The sequence below is a fragment of the Enterococcus viikkiensis genome, from assembly GCF_005405345.1.
In the GTDB taxonomy this organism is placed as follows: Bacteria; Bacillota; Bacilli; order Lactobacillales; family Enterococcaceae; genus Enterococcus_A; species Enterococcus_A viikkiensis.
Map to the genome: position 1 here is coordinate 1 of NZ_BJDW01000028.1, position 19,544 is coordinate 19,544.

16 protein-coding genes and 1 pseudogene are annotated in these 19,544 nt (G+C 41.5%); 9 read left to right on the forward strand and 8 right to left on the reverse strand.

Annotated elements, in window-relative coordinates:
• The first annotated feature begins 191 nt into the window (after window positions 1-191).
• From FFM67_RS11130 to FFM67_RS11150, 5 genes are all read left to right on the forward strand, one after another.
• On the forward strand, window positions 192-470 hold the full coding sequence (locus FFM67_RS11130; protein ID WP_137614634.1) for a hypothetical protein: 279 nt from the start codon (window positions 192-194) through the stop codon (window positions 468-470).
• Between the two features lie 550 nt (window positions 471-1,020).
• A complete protein-coding gene (locus tag FFM67_RS11135) occupies window positions 1,021-1,533 on the forward strand; it encodes a hypothetical protein (RefSeq protein ID WP_137598938.1) in 513 nt (170 codons plus the stop codon).
• A complete protein-coding gene (locus tag FFM67_RS11140) occupies window positions 1,508-2,539 on the forward strand; it encodes a replication initiation factor domain-containing protein (protein WP_137614635.1) in 1,032 nt (343 codons plus the stop codon). The genes FFM67_RS11135 and FFM67_RS11140 overlap by 26 nt, the downstream gene beginning before the upstream one ends.
• A 16-nt stretch (window positions 2,540-2,555) precedes the next feature.
• On the forward strand, window positions 2,556-2,831 hold the full coding sequence (locus FFM67_RS11145) for a helix-turn-helix domain-containing protein (protein ID WP_048603186.1): 276 nt from the start codon (window positions 2,556-2,558) through the stop codon (window positions 2,829-2,831).
• A 68-nt stretch (window positions 2,832-2,899) separates the two neighbouring features.
• Window positions 2,900-4,135, forward strand: a complete 1,236-nt coding sequence (locus FFM67_RS11150) for a tyrosine-type recombinase/integrase (protein ID WP_137598940.1) — start codon at window positions 2,900-2,902, stop codon at window positions 4,133-4,135.
• 174 nt (window positions 4,136-4,309) lie between these two features.
• Here the strand turns inward: FFM67_RS11150 and rpsI are convergent, their stop codons facing one another.
• Entirely contained in the window at window positions 4,310-4,702 is a 393-nt protein-coding gene (gene rpsI, locus FFM67_RS11155) for a 30S ribosomal protein S9 (RefSeq protein WP_010741373.1), read from the reverse strand.
• Between the two features lie 15 nt (window positions 4,703-4,717).
• Window positions 4,718-5,146 (reverse strand): 50S ribosomal protein L13, encoded by a 429-nt coding sequence (rplM, locus tag FFM67_RS11160; protein ID WP_071862708.1) that lies wholly within the window; start codon window positions 5,144-5,146, stop codon window positions 4,718-4,720.
• Between the two features lie 351 nt (window positions 5,147-5,497).
• Here rplM and FFM67_RS11165 point away from each other — a divergent pair, with 351 nt between their 5' ends.
• Window positions 5,498-6,706, forward strand: coding sequence for an argininosuccinate synthase (locus tag FFM67_RS11165; protein WP_137614636.1), 1,209 nt, complete (start codon window positions 5,498-5,500; stop codon window positions 6,704-6,706).
• Window positions 6,707-6,739: 33 nt separating this feature from the next.
• Here FFM67_RS11165 and FFM67_RS12310 read toward each other — a convergent pair whose 3' ends face one another.
• Entirely contained in the window at window positions 6,740-6,898 is a 159-nt protein-coding gene (locus FFM67_RS12310; protein WP_170178037.1) for a hypothetical protein, read from the reverse strand.
• Window positions 6,899-7,133: 235 nt separating this feature from the next.
• Here FFM67_RS12310 and argH point away from each other — a divergent pair, with 235 nt between their 5' ends.
• Window positions 7,134-8,504, forward strand: a complete 1,371-nt coding sequence (argH, locus tag FFM67_RS11170) for an argininosuccinate lyase (protein ID WP_137614637.1) — start codon at window positions 7,134-7,136, stop codon at window positions 8,502-8,504.
• A gap of 48 nt (window positions 8,505-8,552) precedes the next feature.
• Here argH and FFM67_RS11175 read toward each other — a convergent pair whose 3' ends face one another.
• On the reverse strand, window positions 8,553-9,020 hold the full coding sequence (locus FFM67_RS11175; protein WP_137614638.1) for a Dps family protein: 468 nt from the start codon (window positions 9,018-9,020) through the stop codon (window positions 8,553-8,555).
• Window positions 9,021-9,272: 252 nt separating this feature from the next.
• Between FFM67_RS11175 and FFM67_RS12580 the strand changes: the two are divergent.
• Together FFM67_RS12580 and FFM67_RS11180 are read left to right on the forward strand one after the other, a co-directional pair.
• A pseudogene (locus FFM67_RS12580) lies at window positions 9,273-9,341 on the forward strand (hypothetical protein); the annotation flags it as partial.
• Window positions 9,342-9,377: 36 nt separating this feature from the next.
• Entirely contained in the window at window positions 9,378-9,824 is a 447-nt protein-coding gene (locus FFM67_RS11180; RefSeq protein WP_170178038.1) for a prepilin peptidase, read from the forward strand.
• Here FFM67_RS11180 and msrA read toward each other — a convergent pair.
• The 4 genes from msrA to rpoB form a co-directional block, all read right to left on the reverse strand.
• Window positions 9,821-10,345: a peptide-methionine (S)-S-oxide reductase MsrA gene (msrA, locus tag FFM67_RS11185; protein WP_137614640.1), complete on the reverse strand. Its 525-nt coding sequence runs from the start codon at window positions 10,343-10,345 to the stop codon at window positions 9,821-9,823. The two genes, FFM67_RS11180 and msrA, sit on opposite strands and share 4 nt — an antisense overlap.
• A 170-nt stretch (window positions 10,346-10,515) precedes the next feature.
• On the reverse strand, window positions 10,516-11,616 hold the full coding sequence (locus tag FFM67_RS11190; protein ID WP_137614641.1) for an LCP family glycopolymer transferase: 1,101 nt from the start codon (window positions 11,614-11,616) through the stop codon (window positions 10,516-10,518).
• A 246-nt stretch (window positions 11,617-11,862) separates the two neighbouring features.
• Entirely contained in the window at window positions 11,863-15,516 is a 3,654-nt protein-coding gene (gene rpoC / locus FFM67_RS11195; RefSeq protein WP_137614642.1) for a DNA-directed RNA polymerase subunit beta', read from the reverse strand.
• Window positions 15,517-15,591: 75 nt separating this feature from the next.
• Complete coding sequence (rpoB, locus tag FFM67_RS11200) at window positions 15,592-19,206, reverse strand: DNA-directed RNA polymerase subunit beta (RefSeq protein WP_170178039.1); 3,615 nt, start codon at window positions 19,204-19,206, stop codon at window positions 15,592-15,594.
• Window positions 19,207-19,544: the final 338 nt, after the last annotated feature.

Sequence of the window (19,544 nt, forward strand, 5' to 3'; positions counted from 1 at the left end):
TAACTTTAATTTTACAGAATGGACTTTCTCTTTTTCTACCCTAAATTTCTATTTACACAAAATATTTTACGCTATCTTCGCTTGTCCTTTTTTCAATTTGGATGGATCATTAGAATAAATATTATTACGTCTAAAAAGAGCGTCATAATATTCATTGTCTATCGGTTCTAATAATCTTATCGATGATTATTATGTTTTTTGGTTTTAAGTTCTACTTTCAGTTTTATAGTGATGAGAATAAAGAAATTAATCTAAATAATGTTGCAGATATTTCCTATCTTTCAGGAGATGGTGTAGAAATTAACACTCTTGAGGGTGAAAAAATTCAAGTTAACAGCTACTTAGATATAGTAAGATATTCAATTTCACATCCTGACTCTAAGTACGATAGCGAAGTTCGAAAAACAGTTGTTACGAAGAAAAACATTGAAGAAATAATTCAAAAAGACAAAAAATATAGTAAGAAGTAAAAAGATTTTTTCTAACTAAATCCAATCAATCTCGCAACGTTTCTCCCCCCGCTAGTAACACGGGGGTAACACGGGGGTACCAAACTCATTGGAAATCCCTCTGATGGTTGCTACAAAAGGCTTCACGAGCATTCTTCAAAGATTCGATTTTTGTCAAAATTAGCTAAATAAAAAACCAAAAGACGTGTGAACGGACCGGCTGCCAGCGGCAGAGCCGAGTTCGTTTACACGTCTTTTTTGTGTTTTATCAAAAAAGAAACTTTTTCGAAATGAGGCGATTAAGGAGCAAATAGTTTAAGAATCTCTTACAAGTTAATTCAATTGCCTGTTGTTTCGAAAAATTGCCCTACTCAGATTGTAGTAGTAATGGAAGAGAAATCATCCATAAAGAAAATTATGAGAAATTCCACATTTTTTGGAAAATAGGGGGTTCCAAATTGTTCTTGTTAGTGAAGGGAGGAAATTTTATGCAACTGATTCGTGCACCCACTCTACTTTGTTTCAACCAATTAAAACAAAGACTAAATTCAAAATCAAAGGAGAAATACACATGTCAAAAAAATTAATGATCCAAAAAGGAACCAGTATCTCACTCAACGATTCAGAAACTGTCAATCTAGCCAGTCTACGTTTCGATCTCAAACAATTCAAACTCCCGCAACGTTTTGTTGTAGCCAAAAGTGATATTCAAATGCGGATGGAACGTGAACAGAACCATGTGGGCGAACGTGTAGAAACCGGGCTAATGACCCTCACCTTCAAAGTCTATGATCGGGCTTTTGTCGAACTGGTTCTGAATAACGGCGGAACAGAACTCGGCTCCCCGATTACCATTGTGGTCGAGCATCAAGAAGAATTACCCATTTTAGATAACTATGAAGACGGCGAGTTGATTCCCATTCGTTTTAATGGTTTAAATGTCTATCCCCGAAAAATTCAGAAAAAGTCATTTGTGGGAGAAGGTCAACCAATGATTGACACCTGGCAATTTGCAGCATTGAAAATCAGTGCCACCTCCTATCAACTAGGAGAAGTGAATGAACCAAACACACCGGCAAAGTAACGAATGTCTGATCGATTTTCTGCGTTTTTCATTACCGGATGCTTCGATGGAAAAAGTTGCGGACTTACTGGGAATTGCCCTTTCTGACTTTACTTCAGAAAAGAAAGGGAGTCCTTTTCCCACTTACGATTCTCACTATTCCTTTGCAGATATTATCATTCACCAAAGTGACCACCACCACAATCTCTTAGTAAACTTATCGGGTCAAGGGTGTCGCCAATACGAAGAATATATGTCTAGTGTGGAGGGTTGGCATTGGCAGAAATTCTTAGCCACCATTTTAAAAGCCAAAGGAACCATTACTCGTGCCGACTTGGCAATGGATTTATTTGACGGCTCCTCTCCTCCTGTATCTACTTTGCAAAAATACGTGAGGAACGGCCAACTCAGCTCTCAAAGCCGCCACTTTCGGGAAGTAAACAGTGGGCAACTACAGGAAGGCATTCTGACTGGTCATACGCTTTACATTGGCGCTCAGCCACAACTACTGCGGATTTATGACAAAAAGCAAGAAATACGCGATAAAACGGGAGAAATTGCCCAAGTCAACGAGTGGGTTCGCTGGGAATTGGAGTTAACCGATCAAAAAGCTCGGCAAGCCGTAAAAAAGCTTGCGAAAGGAATACCACTCAATACGGTAATTCGTGGCATTTTAGCTTCCCACTACAGCTTCAAGACCAAACCCAAAGGCCCCGTCAACTATCACAACAAAGCTCGTTGGCCGAACATGAAATGGTGGGATAAATTTGTGGGGGGTATTCCCAAAATCCCCTTACGTGTAGTTCGTGAAAAGCCAACCTTTTCCAAGAAGAAAGCATGGTTAGAAAATGCCACTTCGAAATCGCTCGCCATGATTTATGAAGCTTTTCTACAAGCCTATGGCCCAGAACAAGCAGAAGTTTATTTGAGAGAATTACTAGCCAAAGGAAAAGAAAAATTCACGGAAACAGATCAGACCTTTATCGAACAAAAAATACTGGAATTGGAAAATGAAGATTCTTACTAGAGAAAGGAGGTTACCTATGCACGAAGTTCAATTTTTACTGAACGATGAGCAGATGAAACAGCTAGGAAATAGTGTTTACACACTTCTTCTAAACAATGTGAATCAAGTACGACAAGATACTGCGATCGACAAACGCTATTTAACCAAGAAAGAAACTTGCCAATATCTCCATATTGCGAACAACACTTTGGATAAATGGGTCGAACAAGGACTGCCAAAAATCACGATTCAAGGTGTTGTGCGTTTTGATCGGCAAGCTATAGACGAATGGCTCCATTGCTATACTCGCTAGAAGCGGTTTATAATCAGAACGTAGTCATTCCTACGTTCTGGTTTGCGTATAAGAAAGTAGGAAGGAACATGGCAATTACTAAACTGAAAAACAACCACTACAAATTGGAGGTGTTTTACCCCAAGGAGGTGCGACAAATTCTAGGTGTCACTACCGAACGCTACCGCAAAACATTTAGGACGAAAAAAGAAGCGGAACAAGCTGAAAAAGACCTGTCTCAAAAAATTCAACGTGTGCTTAATGAAAAGAGTGCTCGTTCATTTGAATTAAACGGGCATATCAAATTCAAAGAGTTTTATGAAACAGTTTGGTTGGATATGTATATCGCTGGTTCTACTGGACGATCTAGGCAAATACCAACTGCCACAACCATTAGCAATACGAAAGATGTCTTCCGTCTTCATATTCTACCGATGTTTGGTGAATATTCCATCAAGTTCTTAAACGACAATAAAGACTTTGTGCTTCGTGCTTTGATGAAAAAGTCCCAAATTTATGCCAATATCAAAATCATCAAAAGTTACGTCAACCAGATTTTTGATATTGCGGAGCTATTAGAGTATATCGAATACAATCGGATTGAAAAAGTGATTCGGTATGTGGGTGATCCTAAGAAACAGCAACTAAAGGCGGAACGTCAGCTAAACGGTGAAGCACTGACAGCCGAAGAATTGATTGATTGGCTAGACGCAGCGAATGAGGATTACAGCAATGGTTCTCTAATCATGCAAGACTATGTTCTCTTGATGCTAACGTTGAACCTAGGGGACCGCAAGAGCGAATCCTATGCCCTTCAGTGGAAGCATATTGATTTTGAAAATGGTTATGTCAGTTTGATTCAAAGTAAGGATAAGTTTGGCAATTTAAAATCCACAAAAGGGCGCAAAGCCACGAAGTTCAAGATTCCGACATTCCTTATTAAACTATTGAAAGAATGGAAGCAAAAACAAAAGGAAGAACTGCTACAGTTGGGCATTAAACAGACGAAAGAACAATTTCTTTTCACTTATGCCAATCGAAGTGGCGAAGTAAATATTCCGGTTCATGTGGATTACTTAAATTATCGGCTAAAATCCATTCGCCGAAGACATGAGGAACTGGTTCAGACAAACCCTCACAAACTACGCCATACCTTTAGTACGTTAGCTCGTGAAGGCGGTGCAACAATGGCGCAAATTTCTCAAGCCTTAACCCATTCGGATATCAAAACGACAGAAATATACGTTAATACCCCAAATGTTGTCGATCTTTCCACTTATGAAAAATTCGAGAAACGCCTAGATGAAGCTCGAAAAGCAAAATAAATAACTATTTAAAATAACAATCAAACAAACTAAAAAGAACGATTATATAGTGTCCGACCTAGGTCTTAAAAACAGCCAATTCAAAATCTCGTACATTTTTTCGTACCTAAGCGTACAAAAAAAGACACTTCCCCAAAATCGGAAAGTGCCAGAAACGTTGATATATAAAGGATATTAACGCTTAGAGAACTGTGAAGCTTTACGTGCTTTCTTAAGACCTGGTTTTTTACGTTCAACCATACGTGAATCACGTGTAAGTAATCCAGCGCGTTTTAATGGTGCGCGGAAATCAGGATCTACTTCTAATAAAGCGCGTGAGATACCATGACGGATAGCGCCGGCTTGACCTGCATAGCCTCCACCATCAACGTTTACGAATACATCGTATGAACCTGTAGTTTCAGTAACACCAAATGGTTGGTTGATTACTAAACGTAGGTCAGCATGTGGGATATATTCTGCAACGTCTTTTTTATTTACAGTAATTTTACCAGTTCCTGGTACTAAACGTACGCGAGCAACTGCATTTTTACGACGGCCTGTGCCGCTATATTGAACTTGTGCCAATGAATTTCCCTCCTATTAAATTAAGTTTGTGATGTCTAAAACTTCTGGTTGTTGTGCTGCATGTGGATGTTCTGCTCCACCGTATACGTGAAGTTTCATGCCTTGAGCGCGACCTAAAGTGTTTTTAGGAAGCATCCCTTTAACAGAAGTTTCGACCAAACGGCGAGAATTTTTAGCACGCATTTCGCCTGCTGAGATTGATTTCAATCCACCAGGGAAGTTTGAGTGACGGTAGTAAATCTTGTCAGTCGCTTTCTTACCTGTTAATTTGATTTGATCTGCATTAATTACGATTACAAAATCACCAGTGTCAATATGTGGTGTGAATGTTGGTTTATTTTTTCCGCGTAGTACAGATGCAACAACTGTTGAAAGACGTCCTAAAGGAACATCAGTTGCGTCTACTACGTACCATTTACGTTCTACTTCGCCTGGCTTAGCCATATATGTTGTACGCACGTTTTTTTCCTCCAATTTCGATTTCGAATGTTTGACAAACACTTGAGTTTCCGGGGCTCTTGTGGGGCAAACAATACCATTTACCATAATACTTGCTAGGGCTTGGTATGTCAATGTTTTTCTCTTTGAAAACGCAAAATATTTTCATTTTCCTAATATCTTCCTACTATTCATATCAAGCAGCTTTCTATACTATAAAATGAATAAAGAAACGTAAAATCAAAATTATTTTGCATAAATATTTAAAAAGGGGTTGATTTTTGTATTTTACGATGCTACTATAGCTTCAACATATTAATTAGAATTTAATGAAAAAGCAGCAAGGGAGCAATCAGGATGAAAGAAAAAGTGATTTTAGCATACTCAGGTGGTTTAGATACTTCTGTCTCAATTAAATGGCTCGTAGATGAAGGGTACGATGTGATTGCGTGTTGTTTAGACATCGGCGAAGGTCGGGACACTGAATTTATTAAAAATAAAGCTTTACAGGTTGGTGCAACTGAATCCTACGCGATTGATGCTCGTGAAGAATTTTCACAGGATTTCGTTTTGATCGCGCTCCAAGGCAATACCTACTATGAAAATTCTTATCCGTTAGTATCCGCTTTGTCTCGTCCCTTGATCTCGAAAAAATTAGTCGAACTGGCTCATCAGACCGGTGCAACTACGATCGCTCACGGCTGTACCGGAAAAGGCAATGACCAAGTACGTTTTGAAGTATCTATCGCAGCCCTTGATCCAACTCTAAAGATCATCGCACCCGTTCGTGAATGGAAATGGTCACGGGAGGAAGAAATTAATTATGCAGCTGAAAAAGGGGTACCGATTCCAGCAGACTTAGATAATCCTTACTCGATCGACCAAAACTTATGGGGCCGGGCTTGCGAATGTGGCGTCTTGGAAGATCCGTGGGCAACTCCTCCAGCAGGTGCTTACGCTATCACAGCTAAGTTAGAGGATACACCGGATAAACCGACGATTGTAGAGATTACCTTTGAAAAGGGCGTACCGACTGCCTTAGACGGAGAGAAATTATCCTTAGCGGCATTAATCATGAAATTAAATACCATCGCCGGCGTACATGGTATCGGCCGAATCGATCATATTGAAAATCGGTTAGTCGGAATCAAATCCCGTGAAGTTTACGAGTGCCCAGGGGCAGAAGTTTTAATGACCGCCCACAAAGAGTTAGAAGATTTGACCTTTGTCCGTGAGATGGCTCATTTCAAACCCGTGATCGAACAGCAATTAGGCCAAATGATCTACGACGGCTTATGGTTCAACCCAACAATGGACGCTTTGATCGCTTTCTTGAAACAATCGCAAGAAGTCGTAAATGGTGTATTACGGGTCAAACTATTTAAAGGCAACGTAATCGTTGAAGGACGTAAATCTGACAACAGCTTATATAACGAAAATTTGGCGACGTATACCTCTGCCGATACTTTCGATCAAGATGCGGCCATTGGCTTCATTAAATTATGGGGCTTGCCAACTAAGGTCAACGCTGAAATTCAGGCGAAAAAGACCCAACCAACGCTTTAAGATGAATGGGAGCGACAGAAGCCGAGACTTCTGTCACCCCTCTTTTGCAAGAGGAACCAGATGTGAGGCGGCTTTTACTTGCCGGTAAATAAGGCCGTCCGGTTTCACATCTTGCCATTGCTCATAGGTGAGTTTCTTTTCCCGATAGGAAATAAGGAAACCAGCAATGTTTTCATCCTGAGGTATCTGCAAAGATGCCTCCTCCTTATAAGAAAAGTTTAGTAAACTCGTTCTGCTCTTAACAACAAGACTAAAGGTTTGATACGTCGTTTTTCAGGCTTAACAAACGTTTCGCTTGTTGCCTCAAAGAGTTTCTTCGATAAACTAGACATCAAATTAAAGGCAATGCAGACTCGTTCTGCTAGACACTAAAAAAGACCGTCTCAGAGCGGTCTTTTTTAACAAGAAACTAATGAGGTGACGGTACATGGCAAAACTTTGGGGCGGCCGGTTTGACGGTAAAAATGAAGCTTGGATCGACGCATTTGGTGCATCGATTCCTTTTGACCAACAATTAGCAAAACAAGACATTATTGGTAGTTTGGCCCACGTCAAAATGCTCGGTGCGACAGGAATCATCGCAAAAGATGAAGCAGCGAAAATTTCGACTGGTTTGACGATTTTAGCGGAGAAAGCCGCAAACGATGAATTAGTCTTCACAATTGAAAATGAAGATATCCATCTAAATTTGGAAAAAATGCTCCACGATGAGATCGGTCCAGTCGCCGGCAAGCTTCACACCGCTCGCAGCCGGAACGATCAGGTCGCGACGGATATGCATTTATATTTAAAGGAACAGTTGCTTGCAATTATTGAGAAGGTGCAGCATTTTCGGACGGTCTTAGTGAACAAAGCCGAGGAACATATCGAAACGATCATGCCTGGCTACACGCACCTGCAGCATGCCCAACCGATTTCTTTTGGGCATCATTTAATGGCTTATTATGGCATGCTGACACGGGATCAAGCTCGGTTGGAAGAAAGTATCAAACGAGTCGATATTTCTCCTCTCGGCTGTGCGGCTTTGGCTGGGACGACGTTTCCCATCGATCGGGAAATGACTGCGGCGGAATTAGGCTTCAACGATCTTTATATGAATAGTTTAGATGGGGTCAGTGATCGGGATTTCATTTTAGAATTTTTGAGTCACAGCTCGATCTTGATGATGCACCTTTCCCGCTTTTGTGAGGAAATCATTTTATGGTGCAGCCACGAATTTAAATTTGTCGAATTGACCGATACTTTTTCCACCGGCAGTTCGATTATGCCGCAAAAGAAAAATCCTGATATGGCAGAGTTGATTCGAGGAAAATCAGGCCGGGTTTTCGGGGATTTAGTTGGTTTATTAACGGTGATCAAAGGCTTACCCTTGGCCTATAACAAAGATTTACAAGAAGATAAAGAAGGCATGTTTGATACCGTCCATACGGTAGCGACAAGCTTAGATATCATGGCCGGTATGATTGACACCATGAAGGTCAATACACAGGTCATGCATGACGCGACGGAAAAAGATTTCTCCAACGCGACGGAACTAGCTGACTATTTGGCGACCAAAGGCATCCCCTTCCGTCAAGCCCACGAGATCGTTGGAAAATTGGTCTTAGATTGTACTCAACAGGGGATTTATCTGCAAGATGTTCCATTAGCCGATTACCAAGCAATCAATGCTGTGATCGAAGAAGACATTTATGATACCTTATCCTCTAAAACTGCGGTCACTCGTCGCCATTCACTAGGCGGCACCGGCTTCGATCAAGTCAAAAAACAAATCGAGCTGGCAAAAACAGCCTTGTAAAACAAAAAAACGACTGCCCACATGGGCAGTCGTTTTTTATTTAATTCATTACGCATCAATTTCAGGCGCTTGGCCTAAATGAGCTTGGATCATCCAAATGCGTTTTTCAGTCGCCGTTTTGAATTCAATGAAGATATCTTGTGTTGGATCGTCGCCTTCTTCACCAGTCACATCAATCCCTTTTTGATAAAGGTCTGCTAAATAGCGATAGCCTTTAACAAGCGTAGCCAAGCGTTCTTCCATTGTCCGATCCCAACGTCCTACTTCATCAGGGATCTTAGTTTGGTCAGCCATTTCACGCAACGTTGAGTAAGGTGAACCGTCTAATGTGATCAAGCGTTCAGAGATCTCATCCAATTGATCATTTACATCATCCATGAAATCATCCATCATTGGATGTAATGTCAAGAAACCAGGACCACGCATATACCAATGTGTTTGGTGGATAACCATGGACATTTGACTTAAGTCTGCAACTAGTTGGTTCAATACTTCTTTTGTCTTTTCAAATTTCATTCCTTCATACCTCCTAAAATTTTTAGCTCCAATAAAAGCATAATACACTTTCAGTAAAAGTACAAAGAAAACGCTGGTATTTTGATGTTTTGTCGTACCTTATTAAAAAGGAGGTGAAAGGCTATTTTACAATTTGTTATCGGCACGATTATCGGCTCTTTTTTGGCCGTTGTCACGACTCGGATTCCTTGAGGAGAATCGCTCCTATACCCGCCATCCCATTGTGACCATTGCCAACAAAAGTTGCGACCATTGGAACTGATCCCTTTGTTTTCCAGCCTTCGACAAGGTTTCCGGTGCAGGCATTGTCATAAAAAATTCTCCGCCCGCAGTTTTTGGCTGGAACTTTTTTGCGGAGTGCTTTTTGTCCTCTTTCTAGCAGAAGTCAACGGGGTTCAGCTGTGGCAGCTTTTTTGGCTGCTAAGTACACTCGTTTTAGCGGTGATCGACTGGGATCATTTCATTGTCGAGAAAAAAATCTTTTTCTTTACTAGTTTGATTTTGTTAGGCGGCGGTGCCTTATTATTTTCTTTTCATTGGAAACAACCACTGATGGTTTGTGCCCTCTATTATTGCAGCCAAAAAATACTCCCAAACAGTCTTGGCTTGGGAGATCTTTGGATCATTGCTTTATGGAGCTTATTTTTGTCTGGTCATGAGCTCTTACAACTGCTGTTGATTGCTTCAACTACGGGGCTGGGCTTTTACGGCTATCAGGTCTTACGGCAAAAAATACCGGAGCGTTTGCCATTTGTACCCTTTCTTTTTATCGGACTGTTCTGCATCCTATTAGACCATCGCTAAGCCTGCCAATACTGGCGAATAAACCCTTTACGCCCAGAACCCTCGCTATAAGCGTTATAGTGCGCTGGATTTTTCCGATAAAAATCTTGATGGTAGTCTTCTGCTGGATAAAACGGTTGAGCCGATTCAATTGTCGTTACGATCGGCTCTTTAAAACGTCCACTTGCTTGCAGTCGTTCCTTCGAGGCTTCCGCTGTCAATTTCTGTTCATCAGAGGAATAAAAAATCACCGGACGATAAGAATCTCCGCGATCGGCAAACTGACCAAAGGCATCCGTAGGATCGGTTTGCTGCCAATAAATTTCGACTAATTGCTGATACGAAATAACGTCTGGATCAAAGGTGATCTCGACTGCCTCCGTGTGTCCCGTTGTTCCGCTGCCGACTTGTTCATAGGTGGGATTTACTACATCTCCTCCTGTATAGCCGGATACAACTTTCTTTATACCAGGCATTTGATCAAAGGGCTTCACCATACACCAAAAACAGCCGCCAGCAAAAATTGCTTTTTCTTCTGCCATAAATACTTCCCCCTTTTCGTCCCATCATAAGCCTTTTTCAAAAAAATGAAATGAATCTGCTCAAAAAGAGCGTGTACTAGACCTGTCCAGTTTCAAGTGAAAAGCTAGTTATCCGTAAAAAAAGAACCTGTGACAAGACTTTTGTCACAGGTTCTGCCTTCAGCTCTCTTTTAATAATTCTCCGTATCGATTGGATAAATGATTTTGCCGTAACCGGTATAATCATAATGCGTTCCCGCACTGATCTTCTCCACTTCGCTATCATCAAAGAATAATTGATTGTCATCGTCGTCATCTAGATTCGGTATTTTTTTCTTAGTAGGCAGATTTAATTGCTGCTTCAGAGTATTTTGCTCTTCCAACAAACTATTTAGCCCTAAGATTTGGAAATAAATATCTTGGATCATCTCGCCTTGACCTTCGACTTGTGTTTGCTTGATGTCCTCTGCAGCAGGGGTGTACTCTTTAACGACCGTTAGCATTTCACTCCAGCTTAGATCGGTCTTTACATAATCTTCCACCGCGTGTAAATATTTTTTATACTGGGTTACCGAATTGACTGAGAGTATTTTTTTGATGATCTTAGATAAAATTTCTCGTTGTCGTGCTTGCCGGCCAACATCACCCTTCGGATCTTCGTGACGCATCCGCACATACTCTAAAGCGTGTCTGCCATCTAAAGTTTGTTTGCCTTTTTTTACATGCACGCCGTCTAACGTAAAATCAATCTTATTATCGACTTCGATCCCGCCGACCGCATCAACCAAAGTTTTCAAGCCCTTCATGTTGATCTCAACATAGTGATCAACTGGTACATCCAGCATTTTTTGAACCGACTCAATCGCCATTTTGGTCCCGCCTAGTGAATACGCCGCGTTCAGCTTATCATAATAGGTATCCCCTTTTGCGACATAGACATTCTCATCACCTTTATAACCCACCATCTGAGTATAAATATCCCGATCCAGACTTGTCATCATCGTTTGCTTATTCTTGGGATTGATCGTAACCAGCATCATAGAGTCGGAACGTCCTTGATACGTCCGTCCTTTATCACCAGTATCCGTTCCCATCAACAGAACCGAGAACGGCTCTCCACTTTTTAAATCAACGGTATCCGAACGTTTACTCGAATAATCGATTTTTTTCGTCATTTTACTAATTGCTTGATCTACGTCATTATTGACTTTTAGTAGATAGAACGTAGCCGCACCAACGAGTATCACGATAATCCCTACGATAATTAGAATGATTTTCTTTGCTCTACTCATGTAACACCTCAAAATTTTTATCTAGCCAAATAATTCTACAATATTTTCTCATAATTTAGCATTAGACCATAGTCTATCTCCGCTAGTCTAAACGAAATTTAATATCTATTTAAAGTAGCCGTTTTCATTTCGTCAGATACTCTCTTATAATACCGCTAAAAAGAAAGGACCACAAGATTCTGTTGAATCTTGTGGTCCTAGTGTTGTTCTATATTTAGCTTCACCAATTCGTGATGCTTTTAACGCTTAGTTCAATGGATTGTTCAAAGCATCTTCGGCAGCCATTTGTGCTTCAATATCAAAGATACTGTAGACATTTTCGCTAGCCACAACGACTTCTTTTGGTTCCATGTTACGGTAAGTCGCCATACCTGTTCCGGCAGGGATAATCTTACCAATAATAACATTTTCCTTCAATCCAAGTAGTGGATCTTTCTTACCGCGGATTGCAGCATCGGTCAAGACACGAGTTGTTTCTTGGAATGATGCAGCAGATAAGAAGCTGTTTGTTTCCAATGAGGCTTTCGTAATACCAAGCAAGACTGGACGAGATGTCGCAGGTGTGCCACCAGAAACAATCGTTTTGTAGTTTTGGTCTTTAAAGTCAGCGATATCTAACAATGTACCTGGTAAGATATCTGTGTCACCTGGGTCCATAACGCGGACTTTACGCAACATTTGACGAACCATTACTTCAATATGCTTGTCGCCGATTTCTACCCCTTGCATCCGGTAAACACGTTGAACTTCACGTAGCAAGTACGTTTCAACAGAGATAACGTCCCGCACTTGTAATAAGTGTTTAGGATCGATTGAACCTTCTGTTAATCGTTCACCACGGTGGATTGTATCACCTTCAACAACTTTCATACGAGCGGTATAAGGAACTGTGTATGTCCGCGTATCCGTTTCACCTTTGACGGTCACTTCTTTCGAACGAGTGGCAGCATCTTCAGCGATTTCAACAACTTCACCGGTAACTTCAGTAATAACAGCCAACCCTTTAGGATTACGTGCTTCGAAGATTTCTTGGACACGAGGAAGACCTTGTGTGATATCATCTCCGGCAACCCCGCCGGTATGGAATGTACGCATGGTCAACTGAGTACCTGGTTCACCGATTGATTGAGCAGCAATCGTACCAACTGCTTCACCGACTTCAACGTCGTCACCAGTAGCCAAGTTGCGACCATAACAATGTTTACATACACCATGCTTCGTATTACATGTGAAGACCGAACGAATGGTTAATGTTTCAACACCAGCGTCGATAATCCGTTTTGCATCTGCTTCACTGATTAATGCATCCCCAGGTAAGATTACTTCGCCTGTTTCAGGATTTAAAACAGATTTTTGAGTATAACGTCCAACCAGACGTTCTTCTAACGATTCGATGATCTCATTACCTTCACGGATTGCAGAGATTTGTAGACCGCGGTCAGTGCCACAATCTTCTTCACGTACAATCACATCTTGGGCAACGTCAACCAAACGGCGAGTTAAGTAACCTGAATCGGCTGTCTTCAAGGCGGTATCGGTCATCCCTTTACGAGCCCCATGAGTCGAGATAAACATTTCCAAGACAGATAGACCTTCACGGAAGTTTGAGATGATCGGCAATTCCATGATTTGTCCATTCGGAGCGGCCATTAATCCACGCATCCCAGCAAGCTGAGTAAAGTTGGAGATGTTACCACGGGCTCCAGAGTCAGACATCATGAAGATTGGGTTTTTCGCATCCATTGATTCAATCAGACGTTGTTGGATATTATCTTTGGCTGCATTCCAAACAGCAATAACACGTTCATAACGTTCATCATCCGTAATCAAACCACGACGGAATTGTTTCGTGATCGTGCCAACTTGTTTGTGGGCGTTATCGATGATTTCTTGTTTTTCAGCTAGGGCCATGATATCGGCGATACCAACGGTCATACCAGCATGAGTAGAGTGTTTGTACCCTAAGTCCTTCATACGGTCAAGCATCATGGAAGTATCCGTGACTTTGAAACGTTTGAAGACTTCAGCGATGATATTTCCAAGGTTTTTCTTCTTGAATGGCAAGATAATTTCTTGTTTTTTGATCGCTGCAGGAATATCAACACCTTTTTCAACAAAATATTTGTCAGGTGTGTATTGTGTTAAGTTGAAATCAGTTGGTTCGTTTAAGTAAGGGAATTCTTGCGGCATGATCTCGTTGAAAATAATTTTCCCAACAGTTGTGATCAGCATGCGTTCTTTTTGTTCTTCAGTGAATGGTTTGTCACCTAATGTATTAGGATCAACAGCTACACGTGAATGTAAGTGAACATAGCCATTACGCCATGCCAACACTGCTTCATTCATATCACGGAAGATCATTCCTTCACCTTCACGGCCTTCTTCTTCCATTGTTAGGTAGTAGTTACCTAAGACCATATCTTGAGATGGTGTAACAACGGGTTTACCATCTTTCGGGTTCAAGATGTGCGTTGCAGCGAGCATCAACATCCGAGCTTCTGCTTGCGCTTCTTCACCTAGAGGTAAATGGACAGCCATTTGGTCTCCATCGAAATCGGCATTGTAGGCTTCACAAACTAATGGGTGAAGACGGATTGCACGACCCTCTACTAAGATTGGTTCAAATGCTTGGATACCTAGTCTATGCAACGTAGGTGCCCGGTTAAGTAAAACAGGGTGTTCTTTAATAACTTCTTCTAGAATGTCCCAAACAACATCTTCTTGATGTTCGATTTTACGTTTTGCATTTTTGATATTTGACGCGATTTCCCGTTGAACGAGTTCTTTCATGACAAATGGTTTGAACAATTCGATCGCCATTTCTTTTGGCAGACCACATTGATACATTTTCAAGAAAGGTCCAACAACGATAACGGAACGAGCAGAGTAATCGACACGTTTACCTAGCAAGTTTTGACGGAAACGACCTTGTTTCCCTTTCAACATGTGAGATAAAGATTTCAATGGACGGTTACCTGGTCCAGTTACTGGACGGCCACGACGACCATTATCGATCAATGCGTCTACCGCTTCTTGCAGCATCCGTTTTTCATTTTGTACGATGATATTTGGTGCGTTCAAGTCTAATAGACGTTTCAAACGATTGTTACGGTTAATCACACGACGGTATAAGTCGTTCAAGTCAGAAGTCGCAAAACGACCCCCTTCTAATTGGACCATCGGACGTAGATCTGGCGGAATGACAGGAATAACATCCATAACCATCCAGCTAGGAAGATTCCCAGAAGAACGGAACGCTTCTAAAACATCCAGACGACGAATCGCACGTGTCCGTTTTTGTCCTTGAGCGGTTTTCAATTCTTCTTTTAATTCAACAGTTTCGCCTTCTAGATCTACTTTATCTAGTAATTGTTTGATGGCTTCAGCACCCATTGCCGCATGGAATTCTTGACCGTATTGATCCCGTTTTTCACGGTATTCACGTTCAGTTAATAATTGTTTTTTCTCTAGGCTCGTATTACCTGGATCGATTACGACATATGATGCAAAGTAGATGATTTCTTCTAACGCACGAGGACTCATGTCTAAAACAAGACCCATCCGTGAAGGAATACCTTTGAAATACCAAATATGTGTAACAGGCGCTGCTAATTCAATGTGACCCATCCGTTCGCGACGAACTTTCGAACGGGTAACTTCAACACCACAGCGGTCACAAACGATACCTTTATAACGGATTCGTTTGTATTTCCCACAGGCACATTCCCAGTCTTTGGTTGGTCCAAAGATTCTTTCATCGAATAGCCCTTCACGTTCAGGTTTCAATGTACGATAGTTAATGGTTTCCGGTTTTTTTACTTCACCGTATGACCAGCTTCTGATTTTTTCAGGAGAAGCCAAACCTATTTGCATACTTTCGAATTTATTTACATCGATCAAAAGGGTTTCCCTCCATTTCATTTTATCGTCAGTCAGCTAGAGGATAGCTGACTGACTTAAGACAATCACGACTTCTTATAAGTCTTCTGCAGTTTCGATTTCTTGGATCAAATCTGATTTTTGTTCCGCGCTTTCAGCAGCCGCTTTTGCTTCAACTTCTTTCGCAGATTGTTGTTGTTCTGCATATTTAGTCAAAGCATCAACGGTGATCAAGTCGTCATCATCATCATCCATGTCTCGTAACTCGATTTCTTTGTCATTAATATCTAGGACTTGCATATCTAAACCAAGCGCTTGTAATTCTTTCACTAATACGCGGAAAGATTCAGGCACACCTGGTTTTGGAATAGGTTCACCTTTGACGATGGCTTCGTAAGTTTTCACACGACCAACCACATCATCTGATTTGTAAGTCAAGATTTCTTGTAACGTGTAAGCAGCACCATAAGCTTCCAGTGCCCATACTTCCATTTCCCCAAAACGTTGTCCACCAAATTGCGCTTTACCACCTAATGGTTGTTGCGTAACAAGTGAGTAAGGTCCAATTGAACGAGCATGCAATTTATCATCGACCATGTGGGCCAATTTAATCATGTACATAACCCCAACAGAGATCCGGTTATCAAATGGTTCACCGGTACGACCGTCATAAAGAACCGTCTTAGCATCTGCGGCCATCCGTGCTTCACGGACAGTTTCCCAAACATCGCTATCTTGCGCTCCATCAAAGACTGGTGTTGCAACATGGATGCCTAATTGGCGAGCGGCCATTCCTAAGTGTAACTCCAATACTTGTCCGATGTTCATCCGAGAAGGTACCCCTAATGGATTCAACATGACATCAACGGGTGTACCATCTGGTAGATATGGCATATCTTCTTCTGGCATGATGCGAGAAACGACCCCTTTATTTCCGTGACGGCCGGCCATTTTATCCCCTTCATGAATCTTACGTTTTTGCACGATATAGACGCGCACTAACATGTTCACACCTGGTGATAATTCATCGCCTGCTTCACGAGTAAAGATCTTCACATCATGAACAATTCCGCCACCACCGTGAGGGACACGTAGAGATGTATCACGAACTTCACGGGCTTTTTCACCAAAGATCGCGTGTAATAGACGTTCTTCCGCAGATAATTCCGTTACCCCTTTAGGAGTGACTTTACCTACTAATAAATCGCCATCATGAACTTCAGCACCAATGCGGATAATCCCCATTTCGTCTAAGTTCTTCAAAGTATCTTCCCCAACGTTAGGAATTTCGCGGGTAATTTCTTCAGGTCCTAATTTTGTATCACGTGCTTCTGATTCATATTCTTCAATATGAATTGATGTGTAGACATCATCTTTCACCAAACGACGGCTCATGATGATGGCATCTTCATAGTTGTACCCTTCCCAAGTCATGAAGGCTACGACAACGTTTTGACCTAGAGCCAATTCGCCGTTTTCCATTGAAGGACCGTCAGCTAAGATGTCGCCGACTTCAACTTGTTCGCCTAGACCAACTAATGGACGTTGGTTGTAGCTAGTCCCTGTGTTTGAACGACGGAACTTCGTAATATCGTATTTATCTAAGGCGCCATTGTCGCGACGAACACGAACTTCGTGTGCATCAACGAATTCGACTACCCCATCATTTTTACATAACAATGCAGCCCCTGAGTCATGTGCTGCTTTATATTCCATACCAGTACCAACCCATGGAGAACGTGGTTGGATCAACGGTACAGCTTGCCGCTGCATGTTGGCACCCATCAAGGCACGGTTAGAGTCATCGTTTTCCAAGAATGGGATACAAGCTGTTGCGACTGCGACTACTTGTTTTGGTGAAACATCCATGTAATCGATCTTATCAATCGTTACTTCCAAGTTTTCAGAAGTTGCACGAGCCATCACGACTTCTTCAGCAAAACTGCCGTCTTCGTTTAACTTACTGTTTGCTTGGGCAACTACGTAATGGTCTTCGATGTCAGCAGTTAGGTAATCGATCTTATCAGTTACTTTACCAGTTGAACGATCCACACGACGATACGGTGTTTCGATGAAACCAAATTTATTTACTTTCGCGTAAGATGCCAAACTGTTGATCAGCCCGATGTTTGGACCTTCGGGGGTTTCAATCGGACACATACGGCCATAGTGGGAATAGTGAACGTCTCGAACTTCATAGCCGGCACGGTCACGAGTCAAACCACCAGGTCCTAAGGCAGATAGACGACGTTTATGGGTCAACTCACCTAGTGGGTTGGTTTGGTCCATGAACTGTGACAACTGAGAAGAACCAAAGAATTCTTTGATGCTGGCAACCACTGGACGAATATTGATTAATTGTTGCGGTGTCAACGTTTCTTGATCTTGTATAGACATCCGTTCACGAACAACCCGTTCCATCCGAGCTAAACCGATCCGGAATTGGTTTTGTAACAATTCACCTACTGAACGGATCCGACGATTTCCTAAGTGGTCGATATCATCCACATTGCCGATTCCTTCCATTAAGTTCAAGAAATAGCTCATTGAAGCAATGATATCGCCAGGACGAACTGTGCGAACAGAAGCATCTGGATAGGCGTTACCAATCACCGTTACTTCGCGTTCTGGATCTTTTGGTGAAAAGACTTTAATTACTTGAACCGTCATTGGATCTGTTACAACAGCGTCTTCTGATGGGTAGTAAGTGACTGAGTTCAAGCCATTTTCCAAGTGTGGTCCTAAATCTTCCATTACTTGATGGGTCAAAACAGTGCCTTTTTCCACGATGATTTCGCCGGTTTCAGCATCCACTAAAGTTTCAGCTAACGTTAAGTTCAATAGACGAGTTTTAAGGTCTAATTTTTTATTTACTTTGTAACGACCAACATTGGCTAAGTCGTAACGTTTTGGATCGAAGAAACGAGCTGTTAACAAGCTACGAGAGCTGTCTGCTGTTTTAGGTTCGCCGGGACGTAAACGTTCGTAAACGTCTTTCAACCCTTCTTCGGTACGAGAATCACTTGGGTTTTTGTGTAAATCTTTTTCGATTGTGTTACGTAATGATTCGCTTTCGCCAAAGATTTCGAAGATAGTATCATCTGAACCGAAACCTAGTGCACGTACTAACGTAGTCAAAGGAATCTTACGGGTCCGGTCGATTCGAACATAAGAAATGTCCTTTGCGTCTGTTTCCATTTCTAACCAAGCACCACGGTTAGGAATGACGGTTGAACCAAAACCTTCTTTTCCGTTTTTATCCACTTTCCCGTGGAAATAAACGCCCGGAGAACGAACTAATTGAGAAACGATAACCCGTTCTGCTCCGTTGATGATAAAGGTTCCTTGTTCGGTCATTAATGGGAAATCACCAAAGAATACTTCTTGGGATTTGATTTCACCCGTTTCGCGGTTTACTAAACGTAATACAACATGTAATGGTGCAGAATAGTTTGCATCGTGTGAACGAGCCTCCGCAACCGTGTATTTAGGTTCTTTTAATTCATAGTCAACAAATTCAAGTGACAAGTTTCCATTAAAATCTTCAATTGGCAAAATGTCTTCAAACATCTCTCGCAAGCCCTCCTCTAGGAACCATTGATAAGAATCTGTTTGAATTTCGATCAAATTCGGTAATTCCAACACTTCACTGATTCGTGCGAAGCTTCTACGTTCTCGGTGTTTTCCGTACTTTACTACGTGTCCAGCCAAGTTCTTCACCCCTCTTAAAAGTTTGAAAACCGATCCGAAGATAAATTACATTTATGTTACAAAAATTAAAATTGTGTAACACCTGACATTTTTTGCGGCTTTTAGGCAAAAAAAAACCAAAAATAGAACGTTCTCTTGAAAATTTATTCGCGAGCTTCTACTTTTGTTCCCTATTAAAAGCCGGAACGGACAATATTTCGTTCCTGCCTGTCATCATTTCAGATAGTTTTAGCAAATTAATATGATACATGAGAAAAACATAAAAGTCAATAGTCTCAAGACTTAACTTCAGTCGTCGCAACTTTTTCTTAAAACTTTCAGTAAATTCCATCTATGTT

Coding starts and splice junctions, on each gene's coding strand:
- FFM67_RS11130 (WP_137614634.1), top strand. CDS start 192: ATGTTTTTTGGTTTTAAGTTCTACTTTCAGTTTTATAGTGATGAGAAT.
- FFM67_RS11135 (WP_137598938.1), top strand. CDS start 1,021: ATGTCAAAAAAATTAATGATCCAAAAAGGAACCAGTATCTCACTCAAC.
- FFM67_RS11140 (WP_137614635.1), top strand. CDS start 1,508: ATGAACCAAACACACCGGCAAAGTAACGAATGTCTGATCGATTTTCTG.
- FFM67_RS11145 (WP_048603186.1), top strand. CDS start 2,556: ATGCACGAAGTTCAATTTTTACTGAACGATGAGCAGATGAAACAGCTA.
- FFM67_RS11150 (WP_137598940.1), top strand. CDS start 2,900: ATGGCAATTACTAAACTGAAAAACAACCACTACAAATTGGAGGTGTTT.
- rplM (WP_071862708.1), bottom strand. CDS start 5,146: ATGGCTAAGCCAGGCGAAGTAGAACGTAAATGGTACGTAGTAGACGCA.
- FFM67_RS11165 (WP_137614636.1), top strand. CDS start 5,498: ATGAAAGAAAAAGTGATTTTAGCATACTCAGGTGGTTTAGATACTTCT.
- argH (WP_137614637.1), top strand. CDS start 7,134: ATGGCAAAACTTTGGGGCGGCCGGTTTGACGGTAAAAATGAAGCTTGG.
- FFM67_RS11175 (WP_137614638.1), bottom strand. CDS start 9,020: ATGAAATTTGAAAAGACAAAAGAAGTATTGAACCAACTAGTTGCAGAC.
- msrA (WP_137614640.1), bottom strand. CDS start 10,345: ATGGCAGAAGAAAAAGCAATTTTTGCTGGCGGCTGTTTTTGGTGTATG.
- FFM67_RS11190 (WP_137614641.1), bottom strand. CDS start 11,616: ATGAGTAGAGCAAAGAAAATCATTCTAATTATCGTAGGGATTATCGTG.